At 41.4% G+C, this 24,879-nt stretch carries 21 protein-coding genes and 1 pseudogene; 7 read left to right on the plus strand and 15 right to left on the minus strand.

What is annotated here, in order from left to right:
* Positions 1–84 precede the first annotated feature (84 nt).
* On the plus strand, positions 85–987 hold the full coding sequence (locus tag H6G96_RS16965; RefSeq protein ID WP_190912538.1) for a S1 RNA-binding domain-containing protein: 903 nt from the start codon (positions 85–87) through the stop codon (positions 985–987).
* 421 nt (positions 988–1,408) lie between these two features.
* Here the strand turns inward: H6G96_RS16965 and H6G96_RS16970 are convergent, their stop codons facing one another.
* Positions 1,409–2,320 (minus strand): GUN4 domain-containing protein, encoded by a 912-nt coding sequence (locus H6G96_RS16970; protein WP_190912539.1) that lies wholly within the window; start codon positions 2,318–2,320, stop codon positions 1,409–1,411.
* Between the two features lie 659 nt (positions 2,321–2,979).
* On the minus strand, positions 2,980–3,168 hold the full coding sequence (locus H6G96_RS16975) for a hypothetical protein (protein WP_114085552.1): 189 nt from the start codon (positions 3,166–3,168) through the stop codon (positions 2,980–2,982).
* Between the two features lie 129 nt (positions 3,169–3,297).
* Between H6G96_RS16975 and H6G96_RS16980 the strand changes: the two genes are divergently transcribed.
* The 3 genes from H6G96_RS16980 (at position 3,298) to H6G96_RS16990 (ending at position 6,383) form a co-directional block, all read left to right on the plus strand.
* Positions 3,298–3,675, plus strand: a complete 378-nt coding sequence (locus H6G96_RS16980; RefSeq protein ID WP_190912540.1) for a hypothetical protein — start codon at positions 3,298–3,300, stop codon at positions 3,673–3,675.
* 254 nt (positions 3,676–3,929) lie between these two features.
* Entirely contained in the window at positions 3,930–4,805 is an 876-nt protein-coding gene (locus H6G96_RS16985) for an SDR family oxidoreductase (RefSeq protein ID WP_190912541.1), read from the plus strand.
* Positions 4,806–4,874: 69 nt separating this feature from the next.
* On the plus strand, positions 4,875–6,383 hold the full coding sequence (locus H6G96_RS16990) for an HlyD family efflux transporter periplasmic adaptor subunit (RefSeq protein WP_190912542.1): 1,509 nt from the start codon (positions 4,875–4,877) through the stop codon (positions 6,381–6,383).
* A gap of 180 nt (positions 6,384–6,563) precedes the next feature.
* Here the strand turns inward: H6G96_RS16990 and H6G96_RS16995 are convergent, their stop codons facing one another.
* From H6G96_RS16995 to H6G96_RS17010, 4 genes are all read right to left on the minus strand, one after another.
* Entirely contained in the window at positions 6,564–8,444 is a 1,881-nt protein-coding gene (locus tag H6G96_RS16995; RefSeq protein ID WP_190912543.1) for a S8 family peptidase, read from the minus strand.
* Between the two features lie 390 nt (positions 8,445–8,834).
* Complete coding sequence (locus tag H6G96_RS17000; RefSeq protein ID WP_190912544.1) at positions 8,835–11,537, minus strand: type I secretion system permease/ATPase; 2,703 nt, start codon at positions 11,535–11,537, stop codon at positions 8,835–8,837.
* Positions 11,486–12,268 carry a peptidylprolyl isomerase gene (locus H6G96_RS17005; protein WP_190912545.1) on the minus strand — a complete coding sequence of 261 codons (783 nt, stop codon included), beginning with the start codon at positions 12,266–12,268 and terminating at the stop codon, positions 11,486–11,488. Before H6G96_RS17005 ends, H6G96_RS17000 begins: the two co-directional genes overlap by 52 nt.
* A gap of 426 nt (positions 12,269–12,694) precedes the next feature.
* The gene (locus tag H6G96_RS17010) at positions 12,695–13,492 is read right to left on the minus strand and encodes a TIGR00297 family protein (RefSeq protein WP_190912546.1); all 798 of its coding nucleotides are present in this window, start codon (positions 13,490–13,492) and stop codon (positions 12,695–12,697) included.
* Between the two features lie 509 nt (positions 13,493–14,001).
* Between H6G96_RS17010 and H6G96_RS17015 the strand changes: the two genes are divergently transcribed.
* Positions 14,002–14,433, plus strand: a complete 432-nt coding sequence (locus H6G96_RS17015; RefSeq protein WP_190912547.1) for a VOC family protein — start codon at positions 14,002–14,004, stop codon at positions 14,431–14,433.
* A gap of 49 nt (positions 14,434–14,482) precedes the next feature.
* Here the strand turns inward: H6G96_RS17015 and H6G96_RS17020 are convergent, their stop codons facing one another.
* Positions 14,483–15,115, minus strand: a complete 633-nt coding sequence (locus H6G96_RS17020; protein WP_190912548.1) for a triacylglycerol lipase — start codon at positions 15,113–15,115, stop codon at positions 14,483–14,485.
* A 509-nt stretch (positions 15,116–15,624) separates the two neighbouring features.
* Between H6G96_RS17020 and H6G96_RS17025 the strand changes: the two genes are divergently transcribed.
* Complete coding sequence (locus tag H6G96_RS17025; RefSeq protein ID WP_190912549.1) at positions 15,625–16,146, plus strand: hypothetical protein; 522 nt, start codon at positions 15,625–15,627, stop codon at positions 16,144–16,146.
* A gap of 178 nt (positions 16,147–16,324) precedes the next feature.
* On the opposite strand, the gene H6G96_RS17030 is transcribed toward H6G96_RS17025, so the two are convergent.
* The 5 genes and pseudogenes from H6G96_RS17030 to H6G96_RS17045 all read right to left on the minus strand — a co-directional run bounded on the left by H6G96_RS17030 (position 16,325) and on the right by H6G96_RS17045 (position 21,266).
* The gene (locus tag H6G96_RS17030; RefSeq protein WP_190912550.1) at positions 16,325–17,398 is read right to left on the minus strand and encodes a tetratricopeptide repeat protein; all 1,074 of its coding nucleotides are present in this window, start codon (positions 17,396–17,398) and stop codon (positions 16,325–16,327) included.
* A 68-nt stretch (positions 17,399–17,466) separates the two neighbouring features.
* Positions 17,467–18,240, minus strand: coding sequence for a 16S rRNA (uracil(1498)-N(3))-methyltransferase (locus H6G96_RS17035; protein WP_190912551.1), 774 nt, complete (start codon positions 18,238–18,240; stop codon positions 17,467–17,469).
* A gap of 29 nt (positions 18,241–18,269) precedes the next feature.
* A pseudogene (locus tag H6G96_RS41405) lies at positions 18,270–18,463 on the minus strand (Uma2 family endonuclease); the annotation flags it as partial.
* Between the two features lie 107 nt (positions 18,464–18,570).
* Positions 18,571–20,487, minus strand: coding sequence for a sulfite reductase, ferredoxin dependent (sir, locus tag H6G96_RS17040; RefSeq protein WP_190912552.1), 1,917 nt, complete (start codon positions 20,485–20,487; stop codon positions 18,571–18,573).
* Positions 20,488–20,726: 239 nt separating this feature from the next.
* Complete coding sequence (locus tag H6G96_RS17045; RefSeq protein ID WP_190912553.1) at positions 20,727–21,266, minus strand: outer membrane beta-barrel protein; 540 nt, start codon at positions 21,264–21,266, stop codon at positions 20,727–20,729.
* A gap of 391 nt (positions 21,267–21,657) precedes the next feature.
* Here H6G96_RS17045 and H6G96_RS17050 point away from each other — a divergent pair, with 391 nt between their 5' ends.
* A complete protein-coding gene (locus H6G96_RS17050; protein WP_190912554.1) occupies positions 21,658–22,599 on the plus strand; it encodes an ADP-ribosylglycohydrolase family protein in 942 nt (313 codons plus the stop codon).
* Positions 22,600–22,648: 49 nt separating this feature from the next.
* Here the strand turns inward: H6G96_RS17050 and cutA are convergent, their stop codons facing one another.
* Genes cutA through H6G96_RS17065 form a run of 3 tightly spaced genes read right to left on the minus strand, consistent with a single transcriptional unit; the run spans position 22,649 to position 24,867 of the window.
* A complete protein-coding gene (cutA, locus tag H6G96_RS17055) occupies positions 22,649–22,981 on the minus strand; it encodes a divalent-cation tolerance protein CutA (protein WP_190912555.1) in 333 nt (110 codons plus the stop codon).
* 5 nt (positions 22,982–22,986) lie between these two features.
* Positions 22,987–23,994 (minus strand): transposase, encoded by a 1,008-nt coding sequence (locus H6G96_RS17060; RefSeq protein ID WP_190912556.1) that lies wholly within the window; start codon positions 23,992–23,994, stop codon positions 22,987–22,989.
* Between the two features lie 21 nt (positions 23,995–24,015).
* A complete protein-coding gene (locus H6G96_RS17065) occupies positions 24,016–24,867 on the minus strand; it encodes a hypothetical protein (protein WP_190912557.1) in 852 nt (283 codons plus the stop codon).
* Between the last annotated feature and the right edge of the window lie 12 nt (positions 24,868–24,879).

Consider the following 24,879-nt stretch of genomic DNA (forward strand, 5'->3'; position numbering starts at 1 on the left):
TTAGCAAAGGACAAATGACTAATGACAAATGACAATCTAAACTCCTGTTGCACCATATCAAATAACAATTAATCTTCAAAAGTCATGAATTCCGAATCGAAACTATCTCAAACAGCCAATTCGCCGTTTACAATGGACGATTTTGCTAAAGCACTAGAAAAACACGACTACCAGTTTCAAAAGGGACAGATTGTACATGGCAAAGTGTTCCAACTTGACCATGATGGGGCCTATGTTGATATTGGTGGCAAGTCGTCAGCTTTTCTGCCGCGCGATGAGGCTTCTTTGAGAGCAGTTACCGATTTATCGGAGGTGCTGCCATTGCAAGAGGAAATGCAGTTTTTGATCATCCGAGATCAGGATGCAGAAGGTCAAGTCACCCTTTCTCGAAAGCAGTTAGAAATTCAGCACATCTGGGAACGACTGGCGGAAATGCAGGAAAATGCTCAGACTGTGCAAGTAAAGGTTATGGGTGTGAATAAAGGTGGTGTCACCGTCGATATTCTTTCCTTGCGGGGATTTATTCCGCGATCGCACCTGGCAGAGCGTGATAATTTAGAAGCACTCAAAGGTCAAAATCTGACTGTGGGCTTTTTGGAAATTAATAAAAACACCAACAAACTCATCCTTTCCCAGCGATTAGCAACTCGTTCTAGCAACTTCAGCTTATTAGAACTAGGTCAACTGGTGGAAGGTAAAGTTACTGGTATCAAACCTTTTGGTGTGTTTGTGGATTTAAATGGTATGGGGGCTTTGCTTCATATCAAGCAGGTAAGCCAAAAATTCATCGACTCATTAGAAAAGGTATTTCAAGTTGGTCAGCCAATTAAAGCTGTAATTATTGACTTGGATGAGGGTAAAGGGCGGGTTGCTCTTTCTACCAGAGTTTTGGAAAACTTCCCTGGCGAAGTGTTAGAGAATATGGAAGAGGTGATGGCTTCAGCTGAGGCGCGGGCTAATAGAGCTAATAACAAAGCTGCTGAATAGTTTTGAAGTGGGCTGTTTGCACAAAGCGTTTAAATACCCATGTGAAACAATTTTGAATTTTAAATTTTGAATTGTTAATACTCCCTCTGCATCTACAAAGATGTGGGGGGTTTTAAATTGGGAAAACAAGAATTTCAGTCAGCTTTAGATGACTTTCGCTATGAGCCGCAGAATTTATTCTGAGGCGGACGTGTGGGCAATGCCAATATTCTGCAATGATGCAAATATCTGAGTTCAGAATATTACATTTTAATCCATCACCCGCCATAGGTTAAAAACCTACGGCTAATAGCTTGCATTCCTCTTAAGAGGACTAAACAAGAATTAATCAGGCCCCACTGCCAGATATCGGATCTCTAAAATATTGATTAACTTATAGAAAACAACCCTGTTACAAATATTTATAAAAGTCTGAATGTACTTAAATGTTACACTTCATAAGTCTCGATGCGAAAAAAGAGAACTCTTCTCCCTTAAGGGAAAAAATAGGGAGGTGTCCTTCATGTGCTGAAGTTTTAAAAGCTACATCTTCTTCACTTTCTATCCAGTTTCCTTTCACTCTCCATCCTACGCGATCGCCAAATTCTTCCCAGGCTTCTTGATTATATTCACCAGTCTTCCCACCAGATTCGAGATAAATTTTCTTCTGAACGCTAAAGCCAAAGCGCCCATTGCTGTATTTTACCCAGAGTTGATCAATGGTGCGTAAGTCAGTACAGGGAAAATTATTGATGGATTCGGTATCAAACTGACGTTCCTTTTCCCTGCGAGATGCCTTGAGCATGACAGTTAAAGTTTCCTCATCCGCTTCTTTCCACTTGCGTGCTGCTAGCAAATCTCGCAATCGTGTGTAGTTTACTCCCTTCTCAGAACTGACGTCATCGGCTTGAATTACTGGCTGTAGCTTTGGTTTTCGCTCTGGCGGTTTTCCAGTAATACCCCAAATTAACTGCTCCATAGCTTCAGAATCTGTCCGAAAGTCAACCCACGTATGACCCTTAAGAAAAATTGGGAGTTGAGGCTGCTGTGGTGTATTCCCAAGCAAAACGGGAATCACCGGACATTTTCTCTCTACAAATTCGTTTAAAAAAGCTCTCATCTCTTGACTTTGCCAGGGACCAAGTCCACTGCTACCTACAAAAACTGCTGCTGATTTAATATTTTCTATTTGTTCTTCTAATAAAACCTGCCATGCTAAACCAGGACGAAGTTCCCACTTATCTAGCCAAGGTTTAATTCCTTGTCTTGTTAATTCGTGAGCAATTTCTATAACTTCAGGTTTGTCTTTGCTGTTGTGGCAAAGGAAGACATCAAACTGATCTTCGTCACTCATCTATAAGTCTCCTTACATCCATTTATCTATATCGGCAATAATTGTCAACGCATTATACTCTGATCTCACTTCCATTCCTCGCTCCTAACAAGCTACTATGTACACACAAGTCTTCTAACATTTACCCATAGCTTTTGATCCCCCCAACCCCCCTTAACAAGGGGGGCTTTAGAGTTTCTTTTCCCCCCTTTTTAAGGGGGGTTAGGGGGGATCTTCGAGTTTGAAAACAGTCCCTATATGCCTACCCCACAAGAAGTAGCTGAGTATTTTTTATTTGGGAGTCGTTAAAGTCGAATTTAATAAGCAAAATGGCATTTGACTTACTCAAAAGAAGCTTTGACTTACTCAAAAGAAGCTTTTACTTTCTCAAACCCCAGTTTGCTTTCTCATTTGAGTGTTTTCCGCAAGCAAAAGCAGCTTTTACTTTCTCAAACCCCGGTTTGCTTCCTCATTTTGGTGTTTTCCGCAAGCAAAAGGAACTTTTACTTTCTCAAACCCCAGTTTGCTTTCTCATTTTGATGTTTTCCGCAAGTAAAATGAGCTTTTACTTACTAATTTCAGTGTTTTCAGCAAGCAATCAAGCATATTGAGAAAGCAATATGCTTAATTGCTGACTCATTTCAGTAATTCCCACATTCGTGACAACTATCCCTTTGAGATTACTTTTCTCTATCTTTATCTAACGCTTCCTGGATTGCACGACGGCAAAATTCTGGAGGATCATCTTTGGTAGATAGTTCTTCCTTCATAGTTTTTGTGACACGTAAATTAAGACGCTCACTTAACGGTTCTTCCCTCTCTGATTTAAATGGTTTTAAATTTTCTGAATGACCTTTAGGGTTAGGCATTTATGTAGAAATATAAATATAAGTTGAATCACTGGTAGGCAGCAGATTAGATTGTTTTTTGGTGGTTGCAACAACTTGCCGGAAGTACAACCACCAATATCCAATTTCAAAAATGGACACTACTATTTTATGTTCACGCGTTCCGAACTTGAAATCAAGACTATTAAAGAATTACGCGACTTGTGTCGTAGATACGGCATCAAACCAACTGGGAATACAGGATACAAAACCTCGTACATCGTAAGCCTGATGGCATTTCCACTTTTAGCATTGCAACAAATGAAGCAAGGTAAAGGGTTAAAATTCCCTAACTTTAACGCTATCCAGATCATCAGTTCTGCTATAGAAGAGATGAATTCACCCACAGATGAGCAAGCAGCACTAATTCGGATAACTTTAGAGGGCAGGAAAATGAGCTATCCTGACCGATACGACCAGGAGAACCTGCTGAATTTGCACAAGGCTAAGATGTCGCTTGAACAAGCTGTTGAGTTGTTGAGCCAGTAAAACTAATCCCATTTAGCCTATCCCCTGCATTTACAAAATGTGGGGGATAATTTTTAGAGTATTAAGATAAATAAGGCGTGACTTATTGGCTAATAGAGACTTAACCCCCAGCCCCTTCCCTAGTAGGGAAGGGGAGTAAGATTCAAAGCCTCTCTCTTTTTAAAAGAGAGGAATGGAAGTGAGGTCAAAGTGTATTGCATACAAACGAGCGAACCCCTATATAAACCCTGTAACTATTCAATTTAGGTATTTATATGTTTCTAATAACTGGAGCAACGGGAGGAATTGGTCGCAGAGTTGTGCGACTCCTACGGCAACGAGAACAGTCTGTGAGGGCATTTGTCCGCCTGACTTCGCGCTACAGCGAGTTAGAACACCGGGGTGCAGAAATCTTTATCGGTGACTTGCTAGAAGAAAGAGATATCCAGAAAGCTAGTCGGGGTGTCAAGTATGTTATCAGCGCCCACGGTTCTGATAGCGATGCTCTATCTTTAGATTACCGCGCCAATATTGAACTAATAGACCAGGCGAAAGCCAATGGCGTAGAGCATTTTGTCTTCATTTCCGTACTGGGAGCAGATCGCGGATATGAAGACGCTGCTGTATTTAAAGCCAAACGAGCAGTAGAACGATATTTGTCAGCTAGTGGCTTAAATTACACTATTTTACGCCCATCTGGATTAGCATCTAACTTGCTGCCACTAGTAGAACAATTTCGGCAAACAGGAGTGTATTTGTTAATTGGCGATCGCAAAAACCGTACTTCAATTGTCAGTACCGATGATTTAGCAAGAATAGTCGTGGATTCTGTGACAGTTGAAGGCGCTCGTAACCAGATTTTACCAGTGGGAGGGCCAGAGATTTTATTAAGAGAAGATATTCCCCGGATTTTTGGTCGGATCTTCAATAAACAGCCAGTAATAATTAACTCACCACTATTAGCCATTGATGGGTTACAGAGTGCATTGGGTTTAATTAATCCCCAAATTCAAAAAGCTTTGGGAACTTATCGCACATTGCTAGCAAATGAATTTTTCTGTACAAAAGATGAAATTGCCAATTTAGAGGCGATTTATAACTTCCAATTAGAGACATTAGAAAGTTTTTTGCGGCGCTATTTAGCAGTTTAAATAGTCATTTGTCATTAGTCATTGGTCATTAGTGAATAACTAGGGCAAATGACGAATGACAAATGATAAATGATAAATGACAAAGGACAAAAATATATGGTAAATGCTGCTCAAGCACGTCAGACAAAAGAGCGATTCGCCCAACCAGAGGAACAACTAACCTATGAATTGGGGAAAGCAGTACAGGAATTACCACCCTTATACACTAGATTATTAGCGGGAACGATCAGTGTTATTGTATTTGGAGCGATCGCCTGGGCGTACTTCTCACAAATCGATGAGGTAGCAACAGCACCAGGGGAATTAATTGCTTCTACCCAGGTAAGACCGGTGACATCCTTAAATGGGGGATCAATTGTTGCTGTTAAAGTACGAGAAGGCGATCGCGTTACTAAAGGTCAAGTTCTGATTCAAAAAGATCCAGACTTGCAAATAACTGATGTTGCCCGCCTAACCAAGTCTACTAGATTGATTCAAGACGATTTGCAACGTTTGGATGCAGAACGTACCGGAGGCACAACTACTGGAACGAAACTACAAGATGAACTTTTAACCTCCCGCCTGCAAGACTACCAAGCGCGTCAAGCAGGAGCGGAAGCAGAAGCAAATCGCCAACAATCACTCATAGATCAAGCCAAAGTCCGCTTGACTAGGTTGCAAGACAACTTAGTTAATGCCAAAAGCAGCGTTGCCAATGCCAAAACAAACCTTGTCAACGCAGATAGCATTCGGATCAAAATTGAAAGTAATTTGGCACTTGCACAAGAAAGGGAAAAAAGCCTACGCAGTTTAATGACTCCTGGTGCTGTACCTCGTGTCGATTACTTGGATGCCCAAGAAAGATTAACTCGTACACAGACAGAAATCACTAAAGCACAAGATGAAGTGATTAATGTCCAGAATAGAATCACAGAGGCTCAAGATAGAGTCACATCATTAGAAAAAGATATTGCTGCTCAAGTCCAAGAAATTCGCCAAGCAGAACAAGCTTACAATGCTGCACGCAGCCAAGCCCAGCGTGTAGCATCAGAACGCCAAAGTGAAATTTTGACCCAGTTCAACAAGCGTAAAGAAGAACTAACAACTGTTCAAGGTCAATTAGAGCAGGCGAGGAAGCAGCAAGCTTTAGAAACGATTGAGGCTCCTGTTGCCGGCACGATTTACAGAGTTAAAGCCACTAAGGGGCCAGTGCAATCAGGTGAAGAATTGCTATCAATTTTGCCAGAAGGGGAAGAAATGCTCCTAGAGGTGAAAGTTCTCAACCGCGATATTGGATTTATTCGTCAAGGAATGAAGGCAAAAGTGAAAATGGCAACTTTCCCCTTCCAGGAATTTGGCACTGTTAATGGCGAAGTTATGCAAGTCAGTCCGAATGCAATCGTTGATAAAGAATTAGGCTTAGTTTTTCCCACCAGAATTAAGCTAAATAAACACTCAGTTAATGTGCGAGGTCAAGAAGTACAATTTACACCAGGTATGGCTGCTTCAGGTGAGATTGTCACTCGTAAAAAGTCAGTTTTGACATTCATTACTGAGCCTGTGACACGCCGGTTCAGCGAGGCATTTTCAGTTAGGTAGGTCTAGCCTCTCCTGATTTCATCACCACTTCAAAAGCTACGCCTAGCATCCACAAACCATGTTTAAGACATAAGGGTTTAGAATTACTAAACCCCTATCTATATTCATTCACGACAAACGAGCAAGTGGTTGATTTTTTAACCGAGCAGTATCGAACTAAACTGCAAATTGTGATAATTTTCAAGCGATACCTAAGAACTTTCTATACTGCTCCATTTGTTTTTGCATTCCCTCTAATAATTTCCAAAAATCAGGATTATTCTCATTTTTTTTATCATCATTGCTATCCATATTGATGCTGCTTAAAATCTTGTCATAGTTTTGGAATTGCGACCATAATTCTAGATTACTTAATCTATTATTCCCTTCGGCTGGTGCTAAATATTTTGTTTTTTCTGTAATTTCCTCACCGATTAGAGAACCAACATCAGTATTATTAAAACTAGTAATACTCTCTGGTGTTAGATATTTTGTTTTTTCTGTAATTTCCTCACCGATTAGAGAACTGACATCATAACTATTAAAATTAGCAATACTCTCTAGCGTCAGATATTTTGTTGTTTCTGTAATTCCCTGACCAACTAAAGAACCGACATCATAACTATTAAAATTAGCAATACTCTCTAGCGTCAGATATTTTGTTGTTTCTGTAATTCCCTGACCAACTAAAGAACCGACATCATAACTATTAAAACTAGAAATTGTCTGTGATGTAAGATAATTTGCAGTTTGTGCGCCGATAGTTAGCAGGTTGTCGCCAGATATCACCTGCTTTGCCAGAGAACTGACATTGGAAATATTAAAACTAGAAATTGTAGCTTGTGTATCATCTATTGCTGTGTCTGCAATCACCTGCTTTGCCAGAGAACTGACATTAGAAAGCTTTAAACTAGAGGTTGTACTTTGTGTACTATTTCCTGCGGTTTCTGTGACAATCTGACGGACTTGGGCATCAGTCAAGTTGGGGTTAGCACTAAGCATCAGGGCAACTACACCAGCAACGTGGGGAGTAGCCATAGACGTGCCGTTATAAGTGGCATACTGATTATTTGGAACTGAGGAGTAAACTTTGACCCCTGGGGCTGTAACATAAGCGATTTCATCTGTTCCAGAGCGGTTAGAGAAGTCGGGCATATTATTATTCCTATCCACTGCTCCAACGGCAATTCCCGACTTGGATGCATAGCGGGCGGGATAGTCTGGTGATGATTCACCATCATTACCTGCTGCCATAACGACAATTACTCCTTTGCTGCTGGCATAGTCAATGGCTGACTCTAAACTACGATTGGAAGATGCGCCTCCTAAGCTGAGGTTAATCACATTAGCCCCATTATCCACAGCGTAGCGAATACCTTTAGATATGGAACTATAGGAACCAGAGCCAGAGTCATTCAAAACCTTGACAGGCATAATCTTGGCATCATAAGCAATACCAGTGACACCGTAGTTATTATTTTCTCCTGCGATCGTGCCGGAAACATGAGTGCCATGACCATTGTTATCTAGGGTATTGTTGTTTTTATCAGAGAAGTTCCAACCATAATTATCATCAATATAGCCATTGCCATCATCATCTATACCATTACCTGCAATTTCTTTGGCATTTGTCCAGATATTATTTCTTAAATCCTCGTGGTTATAGTCAACTCCAGTGTCGACAACAGCGACGACAACGCTCTTACCTGTGTATCCCTGTGCCCAAACTTCTGGTGCTTTAACAAGGTCTGCTCCCCAACTATTGCCACCAAGATTAGGGACATCAGCAAAGGTATTCTGGCCAGTAGCTCTAGCCACTGCTGCTGCTCCATTAATTAAGCCATAGCCATTGGTGGAGTTATAATTTTGAGTGCTAAAAGCATTAGTAGTAGCGTTACTGCTATTTTCTGATTCACCATTTTTTAGCAACTGCACATCAGCATCGGCTGAGTTATAGCTACTACTTCTGCTGAAGTTGAGGCTGTAGTCATCCTTTGTATTAATGCTATCTAATGAAGAGATTGAAGTGACATTTAGCTGTTTATTTGACAACACATTTTTATTAACATCATCAATGAGCATAAGTATTTTCTCTCAAAGATAGCAATTATTTTTTTGACACTTTGAAGCCTTAAAATCTTTATAAGAAGATTTCAATGTATGAATAAGCTCCATTCTCAATAATTACTATGAAATTTGATAACAAAATGCTAATTTTATTACCAAAAATCATTCTGATAAATGCGGTTTTTATTAAGAATAAATTAATTATTTGAATCTTAAATGTTTTAGTTGTATTAATGGAGACTAACGTTAAAAATACTGCGATCGCTCGTTATAAAAGTATTTACACTACTCAGAATTATCAAAATAAAAATGGCGAATGGAGCATAACTCCATTCGCCAAAGGCTATCATTAAGCCGCTTTGCAAACGTTTATTTTTTCCACAAGCTTTGAGCTAGTTAAATCTACTAAATGTTTGCTTGCTGCCGTTGATATAGTGACCAATACAAACCCTTTTGTTGCAACAATTGTGAGTGAGTACCACGTTCAGCAATCACACCTTGCTCCAACACCAAAATCAAATCAGCACGTTTGAGGGGAGCAAATCGGTGAGCAATTAAGAATACGGTACGATTAGCAGAAATTTTTTGCAGGTTTTGCAGTACTTGTTGTTCAGTTTCACTATCCAAAGCGCTGGTAGCTTCGTCCAAAACTAAAATTGGCGCTTGGGAAAGAAATAGCCTTGCTAGGGCAATACGTTGTCTCTGTCCGCCAGATAAAGCAGTACCGCGTTCACCAACATTGGTTTCGTAACCGTAGGGTAATTGACTGATGAAGTCATGTGCTACTGCTAGTCTTGCTGCCTCTACTACTTGCTCTGCGGTAATGTCGGGACTACCGAGAGTGATATTTTCCAAAATAGAACCGTTAAATAAAAAGTCTTCTTGGAGAACTACACTAATTTGTTGCCGTAATGATGCTAAATCAGCACTTTTAATATCAAAACCATCAATAAGGATGCGTCCTGATTCAATTTGATAGAGGCGTTGTAATAGCTTAGACAGGGTACTTTTACCAGAACCACTGCGTCCGACAATGCCAACAAATTGCCCTGGTTCAGCAGTGAAAGAGATTCCCCGCAGAATTGCTTCAAAGTTTGGCCGGTAGCGGAAAAATACTTGCTCGAAGGTGACTTGTCCTTTCAGAGGTGGTAGAACTAAACCAGTCCCAAGTTCAGCTTCTGGGGAGACGTTGAGAATATCACCAATGCGATCTACAGAAAGTAGCACTTGTTGGAGATTTTGCCACAACTGTACTAGGCGCAAAAGCGGGCCTGTGACTCTGCCAGAAAGCATTTGAAAGGCAACAAGCTGTCCAACTGTAAGCTTTTGTTCGATGACTAACTTGGCTCCAAACCAGAGAATCAGCATGGTGGAAAAATTGGTGAGAAAGTCACCAATATTGCTGCTGATATTGGAGGTAGTAGATGCTTTAAAACCTGTGCGGATGAAGCGAGCAAATAAGCCTTCCCAGCGAGCGCGGGTTACTGGTTCTGCTGCATGGGCTTTAACGGAGTGAATTCCGGTGATTGTCTCTACTAGAAACGATTGACTATCGGCACTCCGGTTAAAGGTTTCGTTGAGCCAGTTACGCAGAATTGGTGTTGCAACTATCGTTAAAGTCGCAAATAGCGGCAGTACTGCTAAGGCAACAAAGGTGAGTGGGATATTATAATAAAACATCAATGCTAGGTATACCACTGCAAAGATGCTATCCAGAATCACAGTTAATGCTGTACCTGTGAGAAACTGACGTATTTGTTCGAGTTCCTGGACTCGTGCTACTGTGTCTCCGACGCGCCGCGACTCAAAATAAGCTAATGGCAGACGCATCAGGTGGCGAAATAGCTGTGCTGATAAACTCAAATCGAGACGACGAGCTGTATGGGTAAAGATGAATAGGCGGAGAATGCCAAGTATGGACTCAAATATAGCTACGCACAAAAGTGCGATCGCCATTACATCAAGAGTCGGCAAACTCTCCTGCACCATCACTTTATCAATGACGACTTGCGTAATTAGTGGTGTTGTTAACCCCAAAAGCTGCAAGGTAAAAGATGCTAACAATACTTCTGTTAACAATCCCTTATACTTCCAAACTGCTGGAGTGAACCAACTGAGGTTAAATTTTTCTTGCTGGGATATGAGTTCTACTTGCCACAATCGTCCATCCCAAGACGCTTCAACTATCGACTGCGGTAAGCTTTCACAAGTCCGTTCGGGATTTAGAGGGTTAGCGATAATGAGGCGATCGCCTTTAACTCCATAGGCTACTACCCAAGATGGACTCTGAGGTGAGTCAGAATTCCACAACAGTAAAGCTGGAAATGACAACTGTCGCAACTCACCCCAACTCACTTGTAAGCGCCGCAACACTAACCCTAACTTTTCTCCTGCTTCCACAACCTGTTTTGGGCGTTGTCCTCTGAGTTGGCGCTGCACCCATTCCAATTGCACAGAATTTTCTAACTGTTGCGCCACCATTGTTAAACAAGCAGCAGCAGTGTTCCAGCTGGCAACAAAGGGATAATTTGAGATGATCAGATTGGCAGATGGGAGTCCTCTTTGGGGTTGGAGGCTATGGGGGCTAGAAGTTCTCTCTGAGGCTGACGCTAGTGAAGGTGTGGAAGAGAAGGAAAATGTATCTCTTTCTCCCTCCGTGTTCACCGGTAACACTTGCCAGAACTCCTGAATTTGTGGATTAGAAAGTTCTGCCCACAGTGCTGTATGCCAACACACTACTACTACTTCTTTACTAGCAGCTACAGCTTTAAAATCCGCAGACAGCTTTTGCAAATCACCAAACCAATCGCCCACATCTAAGGCGGCTATTGGTTTACCAACCCCTTCTTCTCTTAAGCGAACTTTTCCAGCCACAATTAAGAATTGGTAACCGCCGACATCGTTTGACCAGATTTTCTCTCCAAGACGATACTGACGAGTTTGGCACTCCTTTTCCAAAAGGGATTGTTGTTCGGGAGTCAACCAGCATAGTGGTGGCTGATTCCAAGGTAAAGAAGCTAGCACTTTTAATCGTAAAGATTCATTATCCAGAATATTTAACTCACTTGTAATTTGACTGTCAGTTTTTGAATTTTCTCTGCTAGCCATTTCTCAAACAACTCATTTTGTAGTGCTTGGTTTAGTTGAGTATCTTCTAAAGACGCTGGCAGAAATTGTTCTACTCGAAACAAACCATAAGGTCCTTCTCCTGGGGGAGAGTCTTTGCCAACGATTTCTATTGGGCCTACCAATTGTCCAGGACTAGCCACATCAATAGCTGCCCGCAATATATCCGGCATACTTCCTCGGCTGACTATTCCCATCATGCCGTTCACAATTCGGTCATCTGAAAGTGAATACTCTTTAGCTAGTTGCTCAAAACTACCTCCTTCTTCAATCTGGGTTTGTAGTTCGTCTGCCAATTCTCGATTATCAACAACGATCCGAGAAAGTACTACCCGATCCAAAAAAATTTTGCGTTCAATAAAATATTCTTGGAGTTTTCCTTGGGTCACTACAGCTTTTAGCTTTTCTAACTTGTAACCAAAAGCCACTGATGTGTGAAAGGTAGCGTAATCTGTATTGTTGGCTTTTAACCATTCTTGGAAACTTTGAGGGTCAGTCAGTTGGTTTTTCAGCCTAAAGTCAATAATTGCCTGTTCAGTTATTGCTGTACCAATCTCAACATCGTCTCGGGTTCGGATTTCTTCCTCAATTACATACTGGCGGAGAATATCTCCAATGAACTGCCCCAATTTCCCAGAGGCTTGCAAGTACTTTACTGCTTCCTCAATAGAAATTATTTTGTCATTGATTGTTAAAAATGATAAAGATTCCATGAACTAACTATGTGAAAATGGTTAAACACTTATAGACTTTTAAATTAAATCATATAAAAATCATCTGGTCATTGATGAATAAATATGATAAAGATTTTATGAACTAATTACATCTAAATGGTCAAAAAATTATATACCTAGTAAATAAAATAATTTTCCATAATTACTTTTACGGTCTACTGGAGACAGAACAGGATTGAAAATATCAGTTATAAGGCAAAATAAGTTGTGTAACCAAATCTTTATAGATTCAGATAAATAATTAGGTATGTAGGCGAAAATAAAGCAAAACATATTAAGAATTGTTTCTTGCCAGTTGCTAAAAGTCAAGCCACTGCGTTGTTCATGTGACCAAAGTTGTAGCAACTGACATGGAAAACCCTTCCCATGCGGAACCTTAACGAGTAATTGTTTATTCTCACCGGTCTACTTAATTAGACTTATCCATGCCCAGGCAAGTAGCACTGCTGCGATCGCACCGATTAATGTATTAAAAATATTTACTACTTCATTGGTCAGCCAATTATACTTAGATTGTAATGTTGCCCCAATCACACTCTCTAAGTTAGTGGCAATAAATGCTGCCATTACACACCAAGCTACTCCCAATAGATCAATTAAACCAACTGCCCAACCAACAAATGCGATCGCTACAGAAGCCACAATACCTGCTAAAGTCCCCTCCAAGCTTATCGCTCCTTCTGTACCGCGAGGCACTGGTTGGAGGGTGGTAATTAGAAAGGTGCTTTTACCATAGGCTTTACCGACTTCACTAGCAGTGGTGTCAGCCAACTTGGTACTGAAACTCGCTACGTAGCCTAACAATAATAGAGACTGGGGATTGGGGACTAGAGATTGGGGACTAGGTACAACAAATCCCGAATTTATGATCCCTACTCCCAAAGCACACAACGCCCCAGTCAAAGCCGAACCCCAAACATTTTCTGGGCCTCTTGCCCCAGAGCGCTTTTCGGCTATTCCTTCAGCCTCCTTCTGCGCCATACCGATACGAGTCACGCCAGAACCAACTAAAAAATAGAACATGACAACTGCATATCCTTGCCAGCCTAGAGTTACCCAAATTAAGATGGCCAGAAACCATGCATGGAATGAGCCAGCAGGGGTAAGCAGTTTTTTCGGAGCAATCCAAGCTAAACCCAATAGAATTGTGTTTAATCCTACCGCCACCAACCAAGGATTAACAGAATTAATTAAAGATGACATCAGCAATTAATAAGTAATTTTGTCTGAATATCAACAGAATAACTAATTTGTTACCCCTAGTAACGCAAGGCGGAAGTCATAAAGTAACCCTTCGACTACGCGGCAGTTGAACGCAGTCGAAACTCAGGGTTACACCGAGTGGTCGCGTAGCATACCGCAGAGAAGCCGAGGTGTAAAAAGTCAAAACTCAAAACTATTATGGAATAAGCTTTTTAGGAATTTAAAATGGTTGCTTTATTTAGACCGTCTTGTATTAGTACTTAATTTCTGACACCTCCAAAACTAAAGTAATATGTTTGTATTATTAACTAAATTTCGTAGGCATCGCCTTGAAAGCTGAGTATAAAATTACAAACTATGTCTGAGATATACATTGCAATATGTCATAAAGATAAAGGATATAAGTTAATGCCAATTAAAACTGTGTTCAAGTTGACCACAATTAAGACTTAACAGCATAAATGCATAAACTGTAGATAATCCAACTACTAGTCTTTTCCACACAAGCTATGAGCCAAACTTTATTCCATCTTGCTTTCCCTGTAACTGACATTGCCAAAACAAAAGCATATTACGTAGATGGCTTGGGCTGCATTCCTGGGCGTGAAAACCATCACGCCTTGATTCTTAATCTCTATGGTCATCAACTAGTGGCTCACGTCACCAAAGAACCTTTGACACCGCAACATACTATATATCCTAGACACTTCGGGCTAATTTTTACCCAAGAACGTGACTGGCAAGACTTACTAGAAAGGGCGCAACAACAGCAGCTATTTTTTCGTGAGGAAACCAAAAACCGTTTTGTTGGCTCTCCTCTTGAGCATCGCACTTTCTTTTTAGAAGATCCCTTTTATAACCTCATGGAGTTCAAATATTATCGTTACCCAGAGGCAATTTTTGGGAGTTACGAACATACACAAATTGGGGATAGGACTTAAAAAATTCAAAATAAAAAATACAAGACAAGCGTAATAAGCACCCTAGCTACTAACTGGATACTTTTTTAAGGAAAGGTAGCTTAATACGCTCTGCTAAAGCTGCTGTTACTACTGCTAAACTCCTGGGGTCTGTTAGCATCCAAGGGTGTAGAGCAACTGGTACTATGACTTCGCTGCCTACAGACATTTGTGAACTATTTGCTGGGACAATCATCAAATCATAAGGTGTCCAGATAGATGTAAAATTTAGCTGCCCCAATACTACAGCATCAGAATTTAAATCTTTGAGAAAAATGCTGTCGGGGCGCATTTGTAAACAACCAGGACGCCGGGAACCATAAGCAACCACAGTTCCATTATGGGGTGAAGAGATTGTGATAAACCTCTGCACGCGGTTAATTCCTCCCAGTCGCTGGACATAGTAACGGCTCACAATTCCTCCCATACTGAAGCCTACTAAATCCAGGTGTTGTTCTGGCGCAAAGGTAGCTGTAACATAATCTGCTACTTGCTTTGCCAACTCATCAAGACCCACATCGCCATTATTAGGCACGAGATTTAGGGAATGTACAGACCAACCCTGTAGTCTTAACTGAGCCGCCATTTTATGGAAAACTGCCTCTGTGTCGTCAATACCGTGGATTAACAAAACGGGATTGCGTTGTTGATTTTCAATGTTCATTTACAAAATCTAGCTGAATTAAAAGGTGTATTTCAATTTCGTAGGTACTACTGCTCTACAAACTGAAGTTGTTGCTTTTCAGATTCTTTAAAAGAGATTTTTGCAAAACTGAACTGCTCTCAAAGCTAGTTCGTATAAAATTTAACTTATAACTATCACTATTAACCAACAGGCTATGACACTCCTTCCACTGGTTGAAAGTAAACCACTTGCTTTTCTCTAATCAATAATTTCAAACAAAGAAATGTTAATTTTTGTTAAGCTCGCTTTCAGAATCTTGCTCTTAGTTACAGTAAAATTTAATAATTAGTTCTCGTGTATGCAGGTCGCAAGTGCTTGCAAAAAAACATTTGCCCTGTGGTTTTACTAGAATGTTGATTAAGCACAAACCTATAACGGTTGTCACCTTGATGGGGTGGCACAAAGCAAAAAATGTAACATTTTGTCGTAATTTTTAACAATTACGGTTGATTTTCAAATATAAAAGGTAAAAGGCAGGAGTAATTGTAATGGATTTTATCAAAAACTTAATTTCGGGTATTTTGAGTTTTGTTACCGGACTGTTACGAGGGAAGAAAAGCAACGGCTATTTCTTGGAATTGGATGAAGCCAAAGATGCTGCTAAGGATGCTGCTAAAGAGGTAGCATCGAACGCAAAGAAGGTAGCAGAGACAGTTTCATCGAATGCTAAAAAAGTAACGGGAACAGCTGCACCAGAAGCAGCAGAAGCATCCAAGCCAGCTTCATTGAACGGAACAAAAACCGCCGCAGCTAAAACTAAAGAAAAACCAGCTAAAAATCCTAAACCAGCCGATGTTACGTTAGTGCAGACTGCTGAGGGTCTTAAAGTTGAACCTGGCAAAAAGGCAAAAGCCGCAGCAGCCAAAGTCCTCAAAGAGGAGCCAAAGGAAACTACCTTTGCGCCTAAATATCTCGCTCCTTCAGCGACTAGCTCTAATGGTCGTCGCCGTCCAGGGGCGAATATGAGCGCTTATTTAGATATGGCACGTCAGGTTAAAACCCCTGGTTAAATCACAGAGACGCGAAATTTCGCGTCTCTATACTACTGATGAGTTAAATGTGAATACGCAGTATTAAGACAAGTTTACCAGTTGTAGATGGAGGAACTCTCCAAATTAGGAGCGATCGCTTAATTTTCTCTACTACAACTGCATTTTTTAGGTTTGGATTAGATAATTTCTTGTCTAACTAATCGGCATCTTTAACAAACACTAATCCACTATATAAATGAAAAGCTGAGTCCCAATTAGTCTGTTCCCTGCGAAATAGATAAATGTAAGATTTGATATGACCCAGCATTTCTGTTTGATCTAATATTGTATCTGCAAACGATGTGAAATCTGACCAAATTTTTACTTTAGGTAATTGCTGGTCAATCCAACTCGATAAACTATTCCAATTAATTCTGATTGTATTTTGGCTAGCTTGGGGAATGATTTTTAAACCTTGCTGAAATTCATAGCAGTTATCATCAAATCGGAGAATGCAACGTCTAGCAGGTAGGTGTAAATCACAAAACTGTGCATAGTCTTGTGTTTGAGTTTTCCTTTCTAGTTTACCGCGCACGTCAATATCTACCACTTCCTCAAAAATCGGCAACAGTCCCACTACTCTTGCTGTGACTTCTGACCAGTCAAAGGTGAGAGAACCGAGTTGATTTTTCTCATTACGGCAAACAACAGTAGCTTGTAAGGTAGATTCTTGAAAATGTTTAACTTGATAAACTTGAATCTGCTGAATTTGAGCTATTGTTGCCCAAAAGCAAGGAATGCCAGCCTGCTGTAACTGTTTCCCGTAAAATTGTAGTTCTCCTACTTGGCCAGTGCGGTACAACCTCCAGCCACGACTTGGTAGTAACAGCCGTGCAGTGTAAGGGTCTAGCTGCATGATCTGGGCAAATTTTCGAGACGCTTCTGTTTTTAGTTCGTTACTAAGTGGCTCTAAAACTAGTACGCCAAGTTCGGTGTTATTCCCTTCGGCTGTAGCTTGGGAAATAGCTCTTTGTCTTTCTTCTAGTTCAATTTCTTGTAGCCGTCGCAAACCTTGCCGTGCGAGCGTCACTATTCTAGTATTCCTCGTATCTCGCAGCAGTTGCCGATAAACTTTTTCCGCATCCTGACGCTTTTCAGATACTTCATGCAACCGACCAAGATAATATTGTACCCAAGGATGTTCTGGCGATTCTGTTAGCAGCTGTTTCAGTAATTTAGCAGCTGTTTGATAATCTTTATGCTCAAAGGCGATCGCAACTTGCTCAATCATCACTTACTTTAAATACACGCTGGAGTGATGTCTCATGCAAAATATGTTTTGCGTGAGCTATAAATCATTTATACTTCACAACTTGCGGTAATTAAGGATAATGCTACTACTGGGGCTGTAACTGCTCTCAGGATACGGCGACCAAGGGAAACAGGTTGAAATCCAAATGCGATCGCATTCTCGATTTCTTGTGTTGTCCATCCTCCCTCTGGCCCAGTAACAATGACAATCGTTTCTTGTCCTATGTCATTTGTCCTTTGTCCTTTGTACTGTAAGCAATCTTTTAAATGGGGAAACTCACCACGTGCTTCACAGATATATTGTTGACTGTTTACAAATGACATAGGCGCTTCGCCTTCCCGCAAGGTATGACTAGTGACTAATGACAAACCCATATTAAAAGTGACAGGCTCTAAAATTGTTGGTACAAAAGAGCGCTCTGATTGTTCAGCGGCTTCCGCAGCGATGCGCCGCCAGCGTTCGAGCTTTTGAGGACTAGGATGAAGTAAAGTGCGATCGCTCAACACTGGTGCAATACAAGTTACTCCCAACTCTGTACAACACCGCACCACTTCATCAAATCCATTACCTTTGGGTAAAGCTATCATCAGCGTAATTGATACAGGTAATTCAGTTTCTACTAAAAGCGCTTCTAAAACCTGTGCTTGTTCCCCTGCTAGCTGTGATAACCACCATTTTCCTTTACCATCCATTGCAATAAAGCGATCGCCTTCACGCAAGCGCAACACCCGCCCTAAATAATGCTGTTGTTCTTTTGTAAGTAAAATTTGCCCTTGCTGGAGTTGGGAGGGTGCGATCGCAATTCTTTGCAGTTGAGACATTTTTCTTAATAAATTATTGTCTTGCTGTAGAGAACAAAACCTTCAATTAGACGGTTTGAGTTCTCATACGGCATTAACGGAGTCATAATTTCTACTATTCCGTTGTCATAAGCTAGCCTTTTATTTCGCTCACATCCCATATCTGCCAGCATAGCTTTGAATGTTTGCCGCTGATGTTTTGCACCACATCCCTAGTTTCTGCGAATTTTGCTATTGTTACCATAGTTCAGTTTTCGTGTGGATGTGTTACCTAACTGTATTAGGACTTACACAAAATAGACACAGATAAATCCATCTGTGTCTATCTGTAGTTATCTTAAACTTTTCGGCTTACGAAAGATTCTGAAAGTAAGCTTCTAGAGCTTCAGTCACCAACTGAGTCATCGGCTTCCCTTGGCTTTCTGCTACTTCTTTCAATTTGCCATAAACCTCTTCTTTCAAATTTACCCGGTGGCGTGATTTGTTTGCACCATTGGCTGTTTGGGGATCGTAGCTGGCAGCAAACTCGCGGATGGCATCAAAACCAACGCGATCGCAAAAATCACCAAATTTTTCTTTCGATTTCCGAGATTTCTTAAAGTAAACAAAAATCGGCTCTAAGAAGATTTCTAAGTCATTGTGATGCAGCTTATCTATGTAAGGTTGCGCCAGTCGAGTCTGATTTGGCGAACCCCCTAACCATAATTGGTAAGATTCTGGAGCGCTACCGACAAAGCCCAATTCTGCCAAGTAGGGACGAGCGCAACCGTTGGGGCATCCTGTCATCCTCACCACAAAATGCTCCTTTTGTAAACCGACTTTATCTAATAGAGCGCGAACCCGCTCTAAAATACCCGGTATTGCTCGTTCTGATTCCGTGATTGCCAAGCCGCAAGTGGGCAAAGCCGGACAAGCCATTGCATACCGCACTAAAGGTTCGATTTTTTTCGGGTCGTCTCCGACACCGTGACGGCTGAGAATGTCTTGAATCGCTTCCTTGCTATCTGGTTCGATATCGTAAAAAATCAGGTTGTGGTTGGCTGTTAGACGGATGGGCAAGTTAAACTGCTCGACAATTTCCCGCAAAGCGGTTTTCAGTTGAAACGAACCTTCATCTTTGATTCGACCATTGTCAATGGAAATTCCTAAGAATAGCTTGCCATCACCTTGTTCATTCCAGCCGAGGAAGTCATAATATTTAAACTCTGGCAGTGGTTTGAAAGCTTCGAGTGGTTTACCAAAATATTCTTCAACTTGGGTGCGGAATTTATCTACACCCCAATCGTTGATTAGATATTTTAATCTGGCATGACGACGGTCAGTGCGATCGCCATAATCTCTCTGGGTAGCAACAATCGCTTTCACTATGTCGTAAACGTCATCCTTCGCCACATAACCGATGGGGTCTGCTAACCTAGCAAAAGTTTCTTCTTTACCGTGGGTTCTACCTAAACCACCACCAGCAAAAATATTAAATCCTTCTAATTGCTTCTTTTTATTGGTAATCACTACCAACGTTAGGTCTTGAGAATACAAATCAATCGAATTATCCCCTGGCACCGTCACGCAAATTTTGAACTTGCGGGGCATATAGTACGTGCCATAAATCGGTTCTTCGTTGTCATGGATAATTGTGCCATTTCCATTGCGCTGTCGGGCTGCCTTTACCTCTGGGGCTTCTTCAGCACTAATTGCCTTTTCTCCATCTAGCCAAATTTCGTAATAAGCGCCTGTCTGCGCTGTCAGCAAGTCAGCAATATTCTGGGCATACTCCCAAGCATACTGATACTCTGGGCGATTCTTAAAGGGGGCTGGTGGTGCCATCACGTTGCGGTTGATGTCACCACAAGCTCCCAAAGTCGAACCCAAATTTTTGACAATTGTAGCGATCGCTGATTTAAGATTTTTCTTTAAAATTCCGTGCAGTTGGAAACCTTGACGGGTAGTTACTCGTAAGGTGTGGTTGCCATACTCATCAGCTATTTTATCTAAAGCTAGATACAGCTGCTGTGGTACTAAACCACCAGGATTTTTTGTCCGCAGCATAAACTGGTAATCTTTTTCCTGTCCCTTGGTGCGGTTGTCGCGGTTATCCTGTTGGTAAGAACCGTGATACTTCAAGAGTTGCACCGCATTTTCAGTAAAATGGGTAGTGTCTTGAAGGATCTCAGTTGCTACAGGTTCACGCAAAAAATTGCTATTTTCCTTGATTCCTTCTAGTTTAGAAGGCTTACGGGTTGCGATGGGGGAAGGAGCAGATTTAACCATTAGACTTGTATATTATTCTCAATAAAGCATTAGTAGACCCCGAATCAGCACCCTTCGGCTACTTGATCCCCGGTAATCCGGCCGGAATAATGAGGAATAGTTTAATTTTAGCACGGCAAAAGCAGGCTTTGTCAGTGATGTAACACTTAACAAAACCAGCTTTTTGAAGTAGTGAGTTTTAAGTGCTGAGTCCTGAGTACTTAAGTAAAGTATAGACTGACTGAGGACTCAATAATCATTTATTTGAAGCGATAGCCTAAACCACCATTGATACTAACAGCAGGAGTATCGCTATTTTGGTAAGCACCAAGTCCTACTTTGGCGTTAGTGTAGACGAGGAAATTGTTAGCAACTTCCGATTCAATACCAGCACCTAACACAACTGAATCTTTGTTACCTATGGGAGTTGGTGAGCCATCTTTCTCTACAAAAGAATAACCACCAGTTAAATAGGCATTAGTTCTATTAGCGATAGGCACATCCACAGAAACTTCTGGAATAATAGCACTTGTCTTATCACTCCAAAGGACATTACCGCGTGCAGAAAACGGGGTAGTTCCTAATTTCACGCGACCTGTGACATTACCACCAAATGTGGCATCATCGTTGATACCTTGTCCGCCACTAGTAACGCCACCTGCAACACCAGCACCAATATAGCTAGCATCAGTACCTTTTTTGGTTTCAGCAGAAGCTTGACTTGCTGATAGAAGAAAAGGAGCAACTATTAAGGAAGACAATGCAGAAATTGTCACTAAAGATTTGAGTAGGCGTTTCATAATTGTGTCCAAAATTTGTATTTTTTACTTATATAATTAAGGTCGAAAATCGTATAAGAATGTTCCAAATGTTTCCCAGATTTTATTAAATGAATGTTGCCGTTGATGCATAAAGTTTACAGCTAACTATCCCTGAGAATAATAAATTAGCTGTTATAATTAGATTCAACGTCTTTTAATCCGGGTTCTTTGTTCCAAGAATAGACGCTTTTAAAACTGGCACAATATTAGGAACTAAAACTAAGCCGGGATATGGTGAATAAAATACCCAATTAACATTTTTGCGGAGCTTTTCACATAGGATGAAAAATTAGGCTGTAGCATTCGTTGCAACAAGCTATAGAAGGAATATATAAAGTTAATTTTGAGCAATTATTGTGGAGATTGAATAATGCTAACCGCTGCAAAAACGTTATCTGGTTTGATGGGTTTATGTGTCGGTGATGCATTGGGTGTGCCGGTGGAGTTTACTAGCCGTGCTGAACGAGAAAAATCTCCAGTGACAACGATGCAGGGTTATGGCACATGGAATCAACCACCAGGAACTTGGTCAGATGATAGTTCCTTAAGCTTTTGCTTGGCAGAATGCCTTTGTAGGGGGTATTCGTTGGATGCTATAGCTAATTCCTTCTGGCGCTGGTACAAGGAGGCTTACTGGACTCCCCGTGGCGATGTCTTTGATATTGGTCAAACTACCCACACAGCAATTATGCGCCTGAAACAGGGAGTTGTTCCCCATCAGGCGGGTGGAAAGGTTGAAAATAGTAATGGTAACGGTTCTTTAATGAGAATTTTGCCGATGGCTTATTGTCACAGAAACTTAACTTTAAGCGAACTGCTAGCGCGGGTGCATGATGTTTCGGCAATTACTCATGCTCATGCGCGATCGCAGATGGCCTGTGGCATTTATATTAGTATTGCAGTGGCGCTCTTGGAAGGGGCTGACCTGCAAACAGCTTATTTACAAGCACTGCAAGATATCCAAACAATTTATTCTGTCCGAGAATTTTTGTTAGAAAAGCCCCATTTTGGCAGAATTTTCAGTGGTGAGATTGCGAAGCTACCAGTGGAAGAGATTAATTCTGGTGGCTATGTGATTGATACCTTAGAATCATCCCTGTGGTGTTTACTAAATAGCTCGTCCTATTCTGAGGCGGTGCTGAAAGCTGTTAACTTAGGTGGAGATACCGATACTACTGCCGCCGTCACTGGTGGGTTAGCAGGAATTTATTACGGCGTGGAAAATATTCCCAAACAATGGATGAACCAAATTGCTCGTAGACAAGACATTATCTACTTGGCAGAGCGTTTTGCAAGGGCTGTTTACGCTTAGAGTTATTAGTTAAAAGTAAAGAGTGAGGAGTTATGAAAATCCTAAATCTTCACTCTTTATTTTTAACTTGTTGAGAAATCCACTGCAAGTAGGCTTGAGAACCGGCAACAATTGGTAAAGCAATAATTTCTGGCATTTCATAGGAGTGCAATTCCTTAATTTTGCCCTCCATTGCCGGAAATTGCGCCAAATCAGTTTTAATCACTAATTGCCATTCTTGCTCTTTATGCAGTTCCCCTTGCCAGGTATAAATTGAATGAATTGGTAACAGACTGACACAAGCTGCGAGTTTAGCTTCCACAAGGGCATTAGCAATTGCTTCTGCCTCCTGCATATTGCCAGCCGTTACCAATACCACACCATAGCCAGCAGGTGTTTCCATAACTTCTAAACCGTCGTGGACAAGGAATAAACCTGACCATCAATCAGCAGTCGCGTGATGCCCTTAGCTTGCAAATGAGTCCTAGCCTTATGGAGCATTTTACTATCAGGAACTTTAATCACGCGATCGCGTTTAGTAGAAAAGCGCTTTGCCACCCGATGGTTATCGAACACCGGCAGAGTTCTTTGCTGGGTTTCCAGGTTAGGAATTTGCCCTAAGTCACCAAAGTCCTTGAGAGGTCGGGTAATTAATTCCGAAGAACGGTCAATTACCAAATAACAAGTTTTTGGCAAATTGGCTATCGACAGAGGTAAAACTTGAACTGATGCTTCACCTGGTCTTCGTTTTGTGACTAACGGTCTTTGGTCATCCAGGTCATCGTCGTCATAGTCTTCTTCCTCAAAGTCATCATCTTCTAAATCATCATCTTCTAAATCATCCAAATCCTCTGATTCGTCTAGCAAATCTTCGCCCAGCATCTGCGCGATGACGGCCGCTCCTGGATGCTCATTCTTTAGCGGTGGGATGGGGATGCTGACTATTTCCGGCGGCTTTTGCTCTGGAGTTTCTAATTTCTCTGTAACTCGGAGCTTGGGTTTTTCCGTCGCCGAGGGGCGTCGCCGCACCCGTCTACTAGCAGCTAGTGACTCCGCCGTTTCCTCTGAGTGAAGTTGCTCCTCTACATGAATTACCCGGCGTGGTAGTGGTTCCACTTTTGGCACTTCCAAGGGGTGGCTGTCGATGGGTGGAACTTCTATCTCCGGCTCCGGTTCCGGTTGAGTCAGCAGAGGTAACTGCTCGTAGCTTACCTGCGCCCTACCCTCAGGAGTTCTCGCAGCCCGCTTTAAGGAGACTAAGTATTCATACTCATCTTCTGGCAAAGTGCTTTTGAGCAGGCGACTAATTGTCGAGTTGCTCACACCATAGCGGTCTGCCAAAGTTGAGGTTGTTTCGGCAGTCTCTCGATATAACTTAAGAATTTCTTGCTTGTCAGAGTCTGTTAGTTTTCTCACGGTAGATACCAAAAATCTTTACTAAGCTCGTTTTCGTCCGCTGGTACGCCGCGTTCGTCTTAGTGATGCGTCATATTCTAAGACAGCGCCCATGCCAAATAACACTCCACTAAACACCCAAAATACTTCTAATATTTCCCCACTTTGATAATTGGGGCCTTGGGCGTATTTAAACCACATATCTGCAATGTAAAGCGAAAAGGCCGCTGCTGCAATCATTCGCCAAGACTGGGAAACTCTTCCCCCCCAAAAGGCTAGCAGCAGAGTGGTAGCAATAATTAACAAAACCACATCGCTAACTACGTAAAACCAATTCAAAATAGCGACTAGCAGTTCTGAGGGTGTTCCCTGTTGCATAGAAATCCACCATGCTAACAAACTACCAAACATTGCAATTGCTAACACAATTAGCCACTGCCATTTTTCCAGATTAATTCGCCTGGAAGCCACAGCTAAAATCATGCCTGCGCCAAGTAATAGATAACTAAGTACAAAAAATATATCGCCTACAGACACATCCGGTTCATCTTTTAAAATTATTTCCGTATATCCGAAAATTATCCCCCCAACGAAATAGGAAAGCATGCCTAAGCCAATTAAGAGCCAAACATTTCGCCCACTGACGATTTGTGGACTCAGCCAGTTCCTCAAGCATAAGATACTGGCACCCAAATAAGCTAAAGCTTCAAAAATATTTGTGCCAATCACATACCATTCGGCCCGGCTTTCTATGCCATCTGCTCCGGGAACTTTGGCACTAAACAACAAAAAGTATAGCAGTGCCAGTACGGCCCAGCCAATATTAGCTAAGACAATGTTCTGAGTAGTGAAAATGGATTTAGAAAGGAACGAATTCTCGTAAGAGTTATTCATAAAACTTGACTA

The organism is Nostoc sp. FACHB-892, from assembly GCF_014698795.1.
Taxonomy (GTDB): domain Bacteria; phylum Cyanobacteriota; class Cyanobacteriia; order Cyanobacteriales; family Nostocaceae; genus Nostoc.